Genomic DNA, 15,634 nt, shown 5'->3' with positions numbered 1-15,634 from the left:
CTGCCGGCGTTGTCAGCCATCCGTGCCTCCATGTCACAGCCCTCCGCCGACGAGGTCGTCGCCGGTCTCGCCGAGGGCGAGACTGATGAGGGCTTCGGTGTCGAGATCGTCCAGCGCGTCGGCCGCGGGCGGGGCGTTCGTCCCGGCGTCGGCCGCGGGCGGGGCGTTCGTCCCGGCGGCGGCGGGACGGGGCTCGGCGAGCGCGAGCAGGGTGTCGAGCAGACCGGCCTCGCGGAGCGCGCCGACCGGGATCGACGCGAGCGTCGCCCGGATGTCCGCTTCGGCGCCGTCACCGCCACGCGGAGCGGGCATCGCCTGCGTGAGCTGCGCCGCGAGGTGCGCGGTCAGCGCGTCCGGGTTCGGGTAGTCGAAGACGAGCGTCGCGGGCAGCCGCAGGCCGGTGGCCTCGTTGAGGTGGTTGCGGAACTCGACGGCGCTGAGCGAGTCGAATCCGAGGTCCTTGAACGACAGTCCCTCCTCGACCCGCTCGACGTCGAGCGCGTGCCGCACCTCGTCCTCGACGAGCCGCAGCAGCCGTTCCGCGCGGCCCTCCTCGTCCAGGACCGCCAGCTCGCGCCGCAACGCCGCCGCCGCACCGGACCCGGACGCCGCCGCCTGCTGCTTCGGCGCCCTGACGAGCCCGCGCAGCAGCGGGGCCACGTGAGCGGCGTCGCGCGGGGCGGAGGTGTCGAGCGCGGCGGCGAGCAGCAGCGCCGCTTCCCCCGCCTCCCCCGCCGTCGCGGTGTCGAACAGCGCGAGCGCGGCGTCCCCGGCGAGCGGGAGCACACCACCCCTGGCCATCCGGTCGGCGTCGCCGTCGTCCAGCGAGGCGGCCATTCCCGCGCCCTTCCACGGTCCCCAGGCGAGGGACACGGCGGGGAGCCCGAGCGCGCGGCGGTGTTCGGCGAGTGCGTCGAGGAAGGCGTTGCCCGCCGCGTACCCGGCCTGTCCGGGGCTGCCGAGCAGACCCGCCGCCGAGGAGAACAGCACGAACCGCTTCAGGCCCCGGTCACGGGTCAGCTCGTGCAGGTGCCAGGCCGCGTCCAGCTTCGGGCGCAGGACCTCGCTCAGCCGTTCGGCGGTCAGGGAGGTCAGCACGGCGTCGGCCAGCACACCCGCGGTGTGCACGACGGAGGACACGGGGTGCTCGTCGAGCACACCGGCCAGCTCCGCGCGATCCGCGGTGTCGCAGGCGACGACGGTCACCTCGGCGCCCGCTCCGGCCAGTTCGTCCCGCAGCACGAGCGCTCCGGGGGCGTCGGGACCGCTGCGGCTCACCAGCACGAGCCGCTCGGCGCCGTGCGCGGCGACCAGGTGCCGTGCGACGGCGGCGCCGAGCGCACCCGTGCCACCGGTGACCAGCACACCCCCGGACCAGTCGGCCGGGTCCGCGTCCCGCCTCGGGGCGCGCACGAGCCGGGGGACGGCGACGTGGCCGTCGCGCACGACGAACTGCGGTTCGCCGGACGCCACGGCGCCGGGCAGCGCCGGCCAGGAACTCCTCGCGGCGTCGGGGACTCCGAGGTCCGCGAGCACGACGCGGCCGGGGTTCTCCGTCTGCGCCGAGCGGAGCAGCCCCCACGCCGCCGCCTGGCCGGGGTCGGTCGGGTCCGGCCCCGCCGCGCCGTGCGTGACCACCACGAGCGTCATGTCGGCGAACCGGTCGTCCCCGAGCCATTCCCGCACCAGGTCGAGCAGCCGTTCGAGGGCGGCGCGCGTGGAGCCCGGATCGTCGCCGCCGGGCTCGGCGAGCACGACGAGCGCGTCCGTCGTGCTGTCCAGCTCGCGGAGGTCCCCGGCGGGGACCACCTCGGCGACGGCCCCCCGGAGCGCGCTCGCGGCCTCCTCGCACCGCGAGTCGGGCACGGCGCCCTGACCGAGCACGGCCCAGCGTCCGGCGCTCGGAGCGGACGGCACGGCGAGCGGGGTCCACGCGAGCTGGAACAGGTGCTCGTGCCCGCCGGACGCGGCTGCGGCGAACTGCTCGGGCCGGATCTCGCGCAGGGTGAGGGAGTCCACGGTGAGCACCAGGCGGCCGGTCGCGTCGACGGCCACGACCCGCACGGCGTCGCCGCCGCTCGGGCTGATCCTGACGCGCAGCGCGGTCGCTCCCCGCGCGGCCAGTTCCACGCCGTTCCACGCGAACGGCAGCCGGATCCGCTCCGGCTCCTCGCCGGAGCGGAGGCCGATGCCGTGCAGGACCGCGTCCAGCAGCGCCGGGTACAGCAGGAACGGCTCCGGGGCGGCGGGCTCGCGCGGCACCTCCACCTCGGCGTAGACGTCCTCGCCGCGCCGCCAGGCCGAGCGCAGGCCCTGGAAGCGGGGACCGTAGTCCGCGCCCAGCTCGGCGAGGCGTTCGTACGCGCCATCGAGCGCGACGGGTTCCGCGTCCGGCGGAGGCCACGCGCCGAGGTCGGCCGTCTCCCCGCGCGCGGGCCGCAGCAGGCCGGACGCGTGCAGCGTCCACGGCTCGCTCCCGACCGCCGCGTAGCAGCGGAACTCACGACGTCCGGCGTCGTCGGGCTCCCCCACGGCGCACTGCACCCGCACCGCCGCGTGGTCCGGCAGGACCAGGGGCTCGATGACCAGCAGCTCGTCGATCCGCGCGCAGCCGAGCCCGGCGCCCGCGGCCAGCGCCAGTTCCACGAACGCCGCGCCCGCGAGCAGTGGCACACCGCCCACGGCGTGCTCGGCGAGCCACGGCTGCTCGGCCAGCGACAGCCGTGCCGCGTGGACCACGCCCTCGCTGCCCGCCAGGTCGACGGGGGCGCCCAGCAGCGGGTGTCCGCCCCCGGACGAGGACGTGGCGCCGCTGGTGAGCCAGAACCGCCGGTGTTGGAAGGCGTACGTCGGCAGGCTCGCGCCGTCGCGGTGCGGCAGCAGCGCCGTCCAGTCGACGGCGGCGCCGCGCACGTGCAGGGCGGCGAGCGCGGACACCAGCGACGCGGCCTCGTCGGAGTCCTTGCGCAGCAGGGGGACGACCGCGCTGCCGTCCTCCGGCAGGCACTCGAGCGCGGCCGAGGTGAGGGTGCTGCCGCTGCCGACCTCGGCGAACCGGCGCACCCCCGCGTCGTGCAGCGCGGCCACCGCGTCGGCGAACCGCACCGCTTCGCGCGCGTGGCGCACCCAGTACTCGGGTGAGGCCAGGTCGTCGCCGGTGACCGCCGTCCCGGTCAGGCTGGAGACGAACGCGATGCGCGGCGCCGCGAAGCGCACCGATTCGGCGACCTCGCGGAACTCGGCGAGCACCGGGTCCATCAGGGGTGAGTGGAACGCGTGGCTCACCTTCAGCTCCCGCACGCGGTCGAACCGCGCCGCGATCGCCCGCACCGGTTCACCGGGGCCCGCCACGACCACCGACGACGGACCGTTGACCGCGGCGATGCTCACGTCCGGGGTCAGCAGCGGCGCCACCTCGGCCTCGGTGGCCTTGATCGCGATCATCACGCCGCCCTCGGGCAGCTCCTGCATGAGCCTGCCGCGCGCGGCGACGAGGCGGCACGCGTCGGGCAGGTCGAGCACACCCGCGACGTGCGCGGCGGCGAACTCGCCGACCGAGTGCCCCGCGACGGCTTCCGGCCGGACGCCGAGCGCGGCGAGCAGCCGGAACAACGCCACCTGGTGCGCGAAGAGCGCGGGCTGCGTGAACCCGGTGCGGTCCAGCGCGGCGGCGTCGTCGAGCACGTCGTCCAGCGGCCGTTCGAGCAGCGGGTCGAGGTGCGCGCGGACCTCGGCGAGGGCTTCGGCGTAACCGGGGAACACCTCGGCGAGCCGCCTGCCCATGCCCGTTCGCTGCGACCCCTGTCCGGAGAACAGGAAGGCGAGCTTGCCCTCGGTGGCGACGCCCGACGCGCCGGTGCGCGGCGACCGGCCCTCGACGACCTCGCGCAGCCCGCCGGTCAGCTCTTCAAGGGTGCCGCCGAGCACGGCGGCGCGGTGGCGCAGCCTGGTCCGGGCGCTCGCCAGCGCGCCCGCGAGCGCCTCGATCGGCTTCTCGGGGCCTCGGGCGAGGTGGTCCAGCAGCCGGGCGGCCTGCGCGCGCAACGCCTCCGGTGTGTGGCCGGACAGCAGCCACGGGACGACACCGGTGTCCGGTGCGGCCGGTTCGGGCGCCCGCGCCTCGTCCTGCGGGGCGGATTCGATGATCACGTGCGCGTTGGTGCCCGAGATGCCGAACGAGGACACACCGGCGCGGCGGGGGCGGTCGGTCGCGGGCCACGGGCGCGACTCGGTGAGCAGCCGGACGTTGCCGCCCTCCCACTCCACGTGCCGGGAGGGCGCGTCGACGCCGAGGCTGGCGGGCATCGTCCCGGCGCGCATCGCCTCGATCATCTTGATCACCCCGGCGACGCCCGCCGCGGCCTGCGTGTGGCCGAGGTTGGACTTCACCGATCCCAGCCACAGCGGCGCGTCCTCGGCCCGGCCCGCGCCGTAGGTGGCCTGCAGGGCCTGCGCCTCGATCGGGTCGCCCAGCGTCGTGCCCGTGCCGTGCGCCTCCACGACGTCCACGTCGGACGGTGCGAGTCCGGCGGCCTGGAGCGCCCTGCGGATCACACGCTGCTGCGCGGGCCCGTTGGGGGCGGTGATGCCGTTGGACGCGCCGTCGGAGTTGACCGCGCTGCCCCGCACGACGGCCAGGACGCGCCTGCCGTTGCGCCGGGCGTCGGAGAGCCGTTCGAGGACGAGCACGCCGGAGCCCTCGCCGAAACCGGTGCCGTCGGCGCCGTCGGCGAACGGCCTGCACCGGCCGTCCCGCGAGAGCCCCCGGTGCTTGCTGAACTCCACGAAGGTCCCCGGCGTCGCCATGACGGTCACGCCACCGGCCAGCGCCAGCGCGCAGTCGCCCTGCCGCAACGACTGCGCGGCGAGGTGCAGCGCGACGAGCGACGACGAGCACGCGGTGTCGATCGACAGGGTCGGCCCTTCGAGCCCCAGCTCGTACGCCACGCGGCCGGACACCACGCTGCCGGAGCCCGCGCTGCCGACGTAGTCGTGGTACATCACGCCCGCGAACACGCCGGTGTCGGAGCCGCGCAGGGTCGCGGGGTCGATCGACGCGCGTTCGAGCGCCTCCCACGAGGTCTCCAGCAGCAACCGCTGCTGGGGGTCGGTGCCGAGCGCCTCCTCGTCGTCCATGCCGAAGAAGCCGGGGTCGAAGTCGGCGGCGCCCCGGAGGAACGAGCCGTGCTTCGTGTAGCTCGTGCCCGGCCGGTCGAGGGTGGGGTCGTACAGGTTCGCGATGTCCCAGCCCCGGTCCTCGGGGAACTCGCCCACCACGTCACGGCCTTCGGCGACGACCCGCCACAGGTCCTCGGGGGAGCCGATCCCACCGGGGAGCCTGCACCCGATGCCGATGACGGCGATCGGCTCGTCCGAGGCCCCGCTCCCCTGCGGGCGCGGCGCGCTCACCGCCGCCGCGGCGATCGTGCCCGCGAACTCGTCCAGCAGGTACCTCCCGAGCGCGGCGGGGGTCGGGTGGTCGAACACGAGCGTCGCGGGCAGCCGCAGGCCCGTCGCCTTGGACAGGCCGTTGCGCAGTTCCACCGACGCCAGGGAGTCGAAGCCGAGTTCGCGGAACGCCAGCGCGCGGTCGACCTCCTGCGCCGACCGGTAGCCGAGGATGGCCGCCACGTGCTCGCGCACCAGGTCGACCAGCAGTGGCTCGCGGTCCGGCTCGGCCATCGCGGCGAGCCGTTCGCGCAGCCCGCCCGCACCGGCCGCGCTCGCCCTGCCCGCCGCGACGCGGCGGACCGGAACGAGGCCTCGGAACAGCGGCGCCAGGTACTCGCCCTGGGCGCGCAGCGCCGCCAGCTCGAACCTGACGGGGAGCACGACGGGTTCGCCCGCGCGCAGCGCGGCGTCGAACAGCGCCAGACCGTCCGCCGTGGACAGGGGCGCGACGCCGCCGCGCGCGATGCGCGAGCGGTCGGCCTCGTCGAGCGCGCCGGTCATGCCGCCCGACCGGTCCCACAGGCCCCAGGCGAGGGAGCGCGCGGGCAGGCCGAGTCCGCGCCGGTGCCGCACGAGCGCGTCGAGGTAGCTGTTCGCCGCCGCGTAGTTGGCCTGTCCCGGCGATCCGAGGGTGGCCGCCGACGAGGAGAACACGACGAACTCCGTCAGCGCGCCGTCCGCCGTCAGTTCGTGGAGGTTCCAGGCGGCGTCGACCTTGGGCCGGAACACCGCGTCCACGCGCTCCGGCGTCATCGAGTCGAGCACGCCGTCCGCGAGCACGCCCGCCGCGTGGACCACCGCGACCAGCGGGCGCTCCGGGGGCAGGCCCGCCAGCACGGCGGCGAGCGCGGCGCGGTCGGCGACGTCGCAGGCGACCGACGTCACCTCGGCGCCGTGCGAGGCCAACTCGTCGACGAACTCCGGCGCGGCGCCGCGCCTGCTGAGCAGCAGGAGGTTCCGGACGCCCCGCGTGGCGACCAGGTGGCGCGCGATCGCCGTGCCCAGCGCGCCGGTGGCGCCGGTGAGCAGCACGGTCCCCTCCGCGAACGCCGCCTGCTCGGTGTCCTCGGTCGTGGTCCTGGTCAACCGGGGCACGAACCACGCGCCGTCCCGCAGCCGCACGTGCGGCTCCCCGATCGCGACGGCCTGGGCGATCCGGTCCTCCGCCACGTCCGCGTCGTCGCTCTCCACGAGCAGCACGCGGCCGGGGTTCTCCGACTGCGCCGAGCGGACGAACCCTGCGACCGCGGCGCCTGCGGGGTCGGTCCCGGTCACGACCGCCAGCAGACCGTCCGAGGCGAGGGCGTCCCGCAGCGGGGCGCACACCCGGTTCACCTCGGCGCGGGCTTCGTCCGCGCTGCTGCCCGCCGCCGCCCGCAGGACCGCCGCAACGGGTTCTCCGGTCGCGTCCGGCACGGCAACGGGCGTCCAGCCGACGCTGTGCAGTGCGCCGTTCGCACCGGCCTGCTCGGCTGCGTCGAGCGCGTCGGTGCGCAGCGGTCGCAGCGTCAGCGACTCGACCGTCGCCACGACGTCGCCCTCGGGATCGGCGAGCACCAGTGAGACCGCGCCTTCGCCGAGCGGGCGGATCAGCGCGCGCAGGGCCGTCGCGCCGGTGGCGTGCAGGCGCGCGCCGGACCACGCGAACGGCAGCATCGGGCCGGAGCCGCCGAGCACCTCGCCCGCGAGCGCCACGGTGTGCAGTGCCGCGTCGGACAGCGCGGGGTGCAGGCCGAACCCGTCGGCGGTGGCGCCGCGACCGTCGAGCACCAGGTCCGCGCAGAGGCCGTCCGCCGTGCGCCACGCGGCGCGCAGGCCGCGGAACAGCGGTCCGTAGCCCAGGCCGATCTCGGCGAGTTCGTCGTAGAACCCCGCGAGCGGAAGCGGTTCCGCGTTCGCGGGCGGCCAGGCGGCCAGGTTCCCGCCCTGGACGGCGGGCAGCGTGCCGGTCGGGGCGAGGACGCCTTCGGCGTGCCGGGTCCAGCTCGCCTCGTCGTCGCGGCTCGCGGACCGCGAGTAGACGCCGACCTCGCGCGTGCCGTTGTCCGGGTCCGCGGCGCCGACCACCACCTGCAGCTGGACCGCGCCCGCGTCGGGCACCACCAGCGGGGCGCCGAGGGTCAGCTCGACGACGTCACCGGCGCCGACCTGCTCTCCCGCGCGCAGGACGATCTCCAGGTGCCCGGTGCCGGGGAACAGCAGCCTGCCCGCGACGCGGTGGTCGTTGAGCCACGGTTGCAGCGCGGGCGAGAGCCGTCCCGTGAACACGGCGCTGTCCTCGTCGGCGCGCATGACCGCCGCGCCGAGCACGGAGTGCTCCGTGGGCGCGAGGCCGAGCGAGGTCACGTCGGCGCCTGCGGCGGTGCTGTCGAGCCAGTACCACTCGCGCTGGAACGCGTAGCCGGGCAGCGGCACCCGCTTCGGGCGCCCGCTGTGACCGTCGGCGACGGCGGCCCAGTCCACGGCGGCGCCGTGCGCGAACGCCTCGCCGAACGAGGCGAGGACCCGGTCGAGGCCGCCGTCGTCACGGCGCAGCGAGCCGACGGCGGCCACCTCGGCATCGGTCTCCTGGATCCCGACGGTGAGGACCGGGTGCGGGCTCGCCTCCACGAAGAGCGTGTGCCCGGCGTCGATCGCCGCGCGCACGGCCTGTTCGAACAGGACGGTGCCGCGCAGGTTCGCGTACCAGTAGTCGGCGTCCATCGTGGCGGTGTCGATCGGCTCGCCGGTCACCGTCGAGTAGAACGGCACGCCGGTCGAACTCGGCCGCAGGCCGTCGAGCACCCCAGCGAGGCGTTCGCACAGCGACTCGACGTGCGCGCTGTGCGAGGCGTAGTCCACCGGGAGCCGCTTCGCCCGGACGCCGTCCGCCACCAGCTGCTCGTACAGCTCGTCGAGCGCGTCGCCGTCGCCGGACACCACGGTCGAGGCGGCGCCGTTGACGGCGGCGACCGACAGCCTTCCACCCTGGGCGCCGAGGCGCTCGCGGACGTCGTCCACCCCGGCGCCGACCGACATCATGCCGCCGGTGCCCGCGAGCACCTCCGCGATGGCGCGCGACCGCAACGCCACGACGCGGGCTCCGTCGGCCAGCGACAGAGCGCCAGAGGCGCACGCGGCGGCGATCTCCCCCTGCGAGTGGCCGATGAAGGCCGCAGGGGTCACGCCCGCCGCCTGCCAGGTGTGCGCCAGCGACACCATCACCGCCCACAGCAGCGGCTGAACCACGTCCACGCGGTCCAGCGCGCCGGACAGCTCGGAGTCGAAGTCCCAGTCGGCGTGCGGCTTCAACGCTGCCGCGCACTCGGCCATGCGCGCGGCGAACACCGGTGAGGAGTCGATCAGCTCGGTGGCCATGCCCCGCCACTGCGACCCCTGGCCGGGGAAGACGAACACCGGCTTGGCCTTGCCCGCCGAGGTGGCGGAGGTGAGCGCGGCGTGGGCGCCGCCCGCCGCGAGCGCGTCCAGGGCCTCGCGCCGTTCCTCGTCGGTGCCGGTGATGGACGCGCGCTGCGCGAAGCGCGCCCTGCCGTGGGCGAGCGACCAGCCGACTTCCGGCGTGCCGAGCCCCTGGTTCGCGATCAGGTGGTCGCGCAGGGCGGTCGCCTGGCCCGCGAGCGCGTCGGGCGTCTTCGCGGAGAGCAGCCAGGGCAGCCGCGCTCCGCCGCAGGCGGCGTGCTCGGCGGGCGAGGCGGGCGCCTGCTCGACGATGACGTGCGCGTTGGTGCCGCTGATCCCGAACGAGGAGATCGCGGCGCGGCGCGGACGGGGCAGCGCGGTCCACTCCCTCGCCTCGGTCAGCAGCCGCACCTCGCCCGCCTCCCAGTCCACCTTGGTCGAGGGGGCGTCGACGTGCAGGGTCTTCGGCATGACGCCGTGGCGCAGCGCCTGCACCATCTTGATGACACCGGCGACACCGGCGGCTGCCTGGGTGTGCCCGATGTTCGACTTGATCGAGCCGAGCCACAGCGGTTCGCCGTGCTCGCCGCGTTCCTGCCCGTAGGTGGCGAGCAGCGCCTGCGCCTCGATCGGGTCGCCCAGCGTCGTGCCCGTGCCGTGCGCCTCCACCACGTCCACGTCGGCGGGCGAGAGGCGCGCGTTCGCCAGCGCGTCCAGGATGACGCGCTCCTGCGACGGTCCGTTCGGCGCGGTCAGGCCGTTGGAGGCGCCGTCCGAGTTCACCGCGGTCCCCCGGACCAGGGCGAGGACCTCGTGGCCGTTGCGGCGGGCTTCGGAGAGCCGTTCCACGACCAGCACGCCGACGCCCTCTCCCCACACCGTGCCGGACGCGGAGTCGGCGAAGGCGTGGGTGCGGGCGTCGGCGGCGAGCGCGCCCTGCCTGCTGAACTCCACGAACGTGTCCGGCGTCGCCATCACCGCGACACCGCCGACGAGCGCCAGCCCGCACTCGCCCTGCCGCAGCGCCTGCCCCGCGAGGTGCAGCGCCACCAGCGAGGAGGAGCACGCGGTGTCCACGGACAGGCTCGGCCCCTCCAACCCGAGGGTGTAGGAGATCCGACCGGAGATGATGCTGCCGGTGCCGAAGCTGCCGAGGTAGTCGTGGTACTGCACACCGGCGAACACGCCCGTGCGGCTGCCCTTGAGGGACTGCGGGTCGATGCCCGCCGCTTCCAGCGCCTCCCAGGAGGCCTGGAGCAGCAACCGCTGCTGCGGGTCCATCACCTGGGCCTCGTTGGGGCTGATGCCGAAGAACGCCGCGTCGAACTCGCCTGCCTCGTGCAGGAAGCCGCCTTCGCCGACGTAGCTGGTCCCTGGACGCTGACCGGTCGGGTCGAGGACGCGGTCGACGTCCCAGCCCCGGTTGCGGGGGAACGGGGTGATCGCGTCGGAGGCGTCGCGCACCAGGCGCCACAGCTCCTCGGGCGAGGTGGCGCCGCCGGGGTAGCGGCAGGCCATGCCGACGATCGCGAGCGGCTCGTCCTCGGGCGCGGTGGAGACGCGTGCGCGACGCTCGCGCCCTCCGCCGGTGACGAGGGCGCCGAGGTAGGCGCTGAGCACCTCGGACGAGGGGTGGTCGAACACGAGCGTCGCCGGTAGGCGCAGCCCCGTCTCCTGGATGAGCGCGTTGCGCAGCTCGATCGCGGCGAGCGAGTCGAAGCCGAGGTCGTTGAACGCGCGGTCGGCCTCGATCCCCTCGGGTGAGGCGTGCCCCAGCACCGAGGCGACGTGCGTGCGCACGAGCTTCAGCAGCGCCTCTGCTCGTTCCTCGTCGCCGAGGGCGGCGACGCGGTCGGCGAAGGTCGTTCCCGACTCGCCCGAGGCGGCCCTGCGGCGTTCGGTCCGCCCGACGAGCGAGCGGAACACGGGGGCGAGCGCCTCGCCCTGCGCGCGCAGCGCGGCGAGGGCGAGCCGCACCGGTGCGAGCGCGGGCCCCTCGGCGCGCAGGGCGCGGTCGAACAGCGCCACGCCTTCTTCTTCCGCCAGCGGCCTCATGCCTCCGCGCGCGATCCTCGCGTGGTCGGCCGCCTCCAGCGCGCTCGTCATCCCGCCGGTGGGCGCCCAGGGGCCCCACGCGAGTGACAGCGCGGGCGAACCGCTCGCGACGCGGTGGGCGGCGAGGGCGTCGAGGAGGGCGTTCGCCGCGGCGTAGTTGCCCTGGCCCGGCGCGCCAACGGTGCCTGCGATCGAGGAGAACAGCACGAACGCCGAGACCTCGCCCGCCAGTTCGTGCAGGTGCAGCGCGCCGAGCGCCTTCGGCCCCAGCACGGTGTCGAGCCGTTGCGGGGTCAGCGAGTCCACGACGCCGTCGTCGAGCACGCCTGCCGCGTGCACGACGGCGGTGAGCGGGCGCCCGGCGGGCACGGCGGCGAGCACGGCGGCGAGCGCGGCGCGGTCCGCCACGTCGCAGGCGGCGCTCGTCACCACCGCGCCGAGACCGGTCAGCTCCGCCACCAGCTCCTCGCCCGCGCCGCTCCGGCTGACCAGCAGCAGGTGCCGCACGCCGTGCACGGTGACGAGGTGCCTGGCGAGCACCGGGCCGAGGCCGCCGGTGGCGCCGGTGAGCAGCACGGTGCCTTCGGGGTCGAACGCGAACCGGTCCTCGCCCGAGGCGCGGTTCGCGCGCAGGAGGCGGGCCGCGTACGTCCGGCCGTCCCGGACGGCGAGCTGCGGTTCGCCGGAGGCGAGAGCCGCCGGGACGAGCGCGGCGAGGTTGTCGGCGGCGCCGGGTTCGAGGTCGACCAGCAGGAACCGGTCCGGCTGCTCGGACTGGGCGGAGCGCACCAGGCCCCACACCGAGGCGCCCGCCAGGTCGGTCACGCCTCCGGCGCCGGTGTGGTCGACCGCGCCGCGCGTCACGACCGCGAGCGGCCGGGCGTCGTCCTCCTGGAGCGCGGCCAGCGCGGCGTGCGTCGCCGCGCGGACCGCCTCGGCCGTGGCGCCGGGCTTCGTCATCAGCACTCGGTAGCCGGAACCGCCGGAACCGCCGGTCTCGCCGAGCGCCACCGGCTGCCAGGCGAGGGTGTGCAGCGCGTCGGCGGTCGTGTCGTGCTCCCGGCGCAGGTTCGCCAGGGGCCGCGAGACGAGCGAGGCCGCGGTGGCGACGGGTGCGCCCTCGCTGTCGGCCAGCTCCACCGCGAACTCGCCGTCGGACAGCGGCAGCAGCCGCGCGCGCAGCACCGCCGCGCCCGCGGCGTGCAGCGCGACCCCGGTGAACAGGAACGGCAGCCGCGCGCCGTCACCGCCCCCGGTGCCGCCTCCTGTGGCGCCTCGGCCCGCTGTGTCGCCACCCCCGGCGCCTCCGCCGAGCAGCGCGAGGGAGTGCAGCGCGGCGTCGAACGCGGCCGGGTGCAGGCCGAACCGGCCCGCGTCGGCCGCCGGGCCGTCCGGGAGGCGGACCTCGGCGTACACCTCGCCGGTCGCACCGCGCCACGCCGCCGTGAGCGCGCGGAACGCGGGGCCGTAGTCCAGCCCGGACTCGGCCAGCCGCTCGTAGAGGCCGGTCACGTCGAGCGGTTCGGCGTCCTCGGGCGGCCAGACGTCCAGCCCGGCGGGCAGCTCAGGCCGCCCGGAGCCGAGCAGACCCGACGCGTGCAGCGTCCAGGGCTCGTCCGGCGCGCCCTGCTCGGGGCGCGCGTACACCGCGACTTCCCGGAGATCGTCCTGCCCCGCCTCGACGACGACCTGGATGCGCACGGCCCCGTCGGCTGGGAGCACCAGGGGCACCTCCAGCGTCAGCTCCTCGACGCTCCGCGCACCGACCTGGTCGCCCGCGCGGACGGCCAGCTCCACCATCGCGGTGCCGGGCAGCACCACCGCGCCGCCCACGACGTGATCGGCGAGCCACGGGTGCGTGCGGGTGGAGAGCCTGCCGGTGAGCACCACCCCGCCCGAACCGGCGACCACGGTCACCGCGCCCAGCAGCGGGTGCTCGGCCGCGTCGACGCCGAACGCGGCGACCGAGCCCGTCGCCCCCGCGTCCCCGGTCGTCTCCGGCCAGAACCGGTCGCGCTGGAACACCGTCGGCGGCAGGTCGACCGGGCGTGCGCCGCGCACCAGCTCCGTCCACTCCGGACCGGCGCCGGTGACGTGCAACCCGGCCGCGGCGGTCAGCAGCGTCTCGGCCTCGCCGCGCTCGCGGCGAGCCGTCGCGACGAGCACCACGTCCGACTCGGCGCCGTCCTCGGCGACCAGGCACTCGCGCGCCATCGCGGTGAGCACCGCGTCCGGCCCGATCTCCAGGAAGCGGGTGACGCCCGCGTCGCGCAGGGCGCGCACGCCGTCGTGGAAGCGCACCGCCTCGCGCACGTGGCGCACCCAGTAGTCCGGTGCGGCCGGCTCCTCGTGCCCGGCGAGCGCGCCGGTGACGTTGGAGACGACGGGAATCCTGGCGCGCCGGTAGGTCAGCGTGGCGGCGACCTCGCGGAATTCGGCCAGCATCGGCTCCATGAGCGGCGAGTGGAAGGCGTGGGACACGCGCAGCCGCTTGCTCTTCTCGAACCGCGCGGCGACCGATCCCACGGCGTCGGCGTCACCCGAGACCACCACGGACCTCGGTCCGTTGACGGCCGCGACGCCCACCCGTCCGCCGGTTCCGCCGAGCAGCGGCAGCACCTCGCTCTCGCCTGCGCGCAACGACACCATGGCGCCGCCCTCGGGCAGGGCCTGCATGAGCCTGCCGCGCGCGGCCACCAGCCGGACGGCGTCGTCCAGGTCGAGCACCCCGGCGACGTGCGCCGCGGCCAGTTCGCCGATCGAGTGGCCGCCGACGTAGTCCGGGGCCATGCCCCAGGACTCGACCAGCCGGTACAGCGCGACCTCGAAGGCGAACAGCGCGGCCTGCGTCACCGAGGTGCGGTTGAGCGGTTCGGGGTCGGCGCCGAACATGGTGTCGCGCAATCCGGACAGCGCCGCGTCCTCCTGCGCGAAGCGCGCGCACAGCTCGTCGAGGGCCGTCGCGAAGACCGGGAAGCCCGCGTGCAGCTCCCGCCCCATGCCGGGCCGCTGGGAGCCCTGCCCGGTGAACAGGTACGCGGTCTGCCCTCTCCGGACGCGGCCCGCCGCGGCGGCGGGTCCGCCTTCGGCGACGCGCGTGACGGCGGCCAGCAGCGCGTCGCGGTCCGCGCCCAGCACCACCGCCCGGTGCTGCTGGGCGGTGCGCGTCCCGGCGAGCGACCAGGCGACGTCCAGCGGGTCCAGGTCGCGGGCGTGCTCGACCAGCCCCTCGGCCTGCGCGCGGACCGCCGCCCACGTGCGGCCCGACAGCACCCACGGCACGACCGGCGGCGCGAGGCGGCCCGCCTGCTCCTCCTCGTCGCCCACGGGCTCCGCGACCGGGGCTTCCTCGATGATGGTGTGCGCGTTGGTGCCGCTGGCGCCGAACGAGGAGACGGCGGCCCGCCGGGGGCGGCCTGCCTCCGGCCACGGCCGGTTCTCGTTCAGCAGTCGGATCTCGCCGCCGCTCCAGTCCACTGTGGACGTCGGGTTCCCGCCGTGCAGCGTCTTGGGCAGGGTGTGGTGCCGCAGCGCCATGACGACCTTGATGATCCCGGCGACGCCCGCGGCGGCCTGGGTGTGCCCGATGTTGGTCTTGACCGAGCCGAGGAACAGCGGGGTGTCGCGGGTGTGCTCCGCGCCGTACGTCGCCTGCAGGGACTGGGCTTCGATCGGGTCGCCGAGCGTGGTGCCGGTGCCGTGCGCCTCGACCAGGTCCACGTCGGCGGGGGTGAGCCTGGCCGAGTCCAGCGCCGCCCGGATGACCCGCTGCTGCGACGGTCCGTTCGGGGCGGTGAGCCCGTTCGAGGCGCCGTCCTGGTTCACTGCGCTGCCGCGCACGACGGCCAGCACCTCGTGGCCGTTGCGGCGCGCGTCGGAGAGCCGTTCGAGCACGAGCATCCCGGCGCCCTCGCCCCACCCCGTGCCGTCCGCGGCGTCGGAGAAGGCCTTGCACCGGCCGTCCGCCGCCAGCCCGCGCTGGCGGCTGAACGCGATGAAGGCGTTCGGCGTCGCCATGACCGTCGCGCCGCCCGCGAGCGCGAGCGCGCACTCCTTCGCCCGCAGCGCCTGGATGGCGAGGTGCACCGCGACGAGCGCGGACGAGCACGCGGTGTCGACCGTGACAGCCGGGCCTTCGAGCCCGAGGGCGTAGGAGATGCGGCCGGAGAGCACCGCGGCGAGCACACCGGTCCCGAGCGCCGCCTCGCGGTCGCTCGGCATCCGGGCGAGCAGGTCCTTGTAGTCCTGCCCGTTCGTGCCCGCGAAGACGCCGACGCGCGCGCCCCGCAGGGCGCCGGGCGCCACCCCGGACCGCTCCAGCGCCTCCCAGGAGGTTTCGAGCAGCAACCGCTGCTGCGGGTCCATCGCGAGCGCCTCGCGCGGGCTGATGCCGAAGAAGTCCGGCTCGAACCCCGCCGCGTCGTCGAGGAAGGCGCCTCGGGTGAGGTAGGTCTTCCCCTCGGCGTCGGGGTCCGGGTCGAAGAGCCCTGCGATGTCCCAGCCCCGGTCCTGCGGGAACTCGCCCACCGCGTCGACCCCACCGGTCACCAGCCGCCACAGCTGTTCCGGCGTGGTGACACCGCCGGGGAACCGGCAGCCCATGCCGACGATCGCGATCGGCTCGGCGTCCCGCGTCTCGACCTCGCGCAACCGCTGCCGCGTCGCGTGCAGTTCGCCCGAGACGCGCTTGAGGTAGGCGAGCAGCTTCTCGTCGTTGGTCATGGGTGTG

Annotated in this window: 1 protein-coding gene; it reads right to left on the bottom strand. The window is 75.9% G+C overall.

All coding sequences use genetic code 11. The features are described from left to right. Positions 1-33 precede the first annotated feature (33 nt). On the bottom strand, positions 34-15,627 hold the full coding sequence (locus LV78_RS11565; protein WP_253844985.1) for a type I polyketide synthase: 15,594 nt from the start codon (positions 15,625-15,627) through the stop codon (positions 34-36). Positions 15,628-15,634: the final 7 nt, after the last annotated feature.

It is taken from the genome of Actinosynnema pretiosum (assembly GCF_024171695.1).
Taxonomy (GTDB): Bacteria; Actinomycetota; Actinomycetes; order Mycobacteriales; family Pseudonocardiaceae; genus Actinosynnema; species Actinosynnema pretiosum.
Note: the sequence above shows the minus strand (reverse complement) of the source record. Positions and strands in the feature narration are given on the sequence as shown.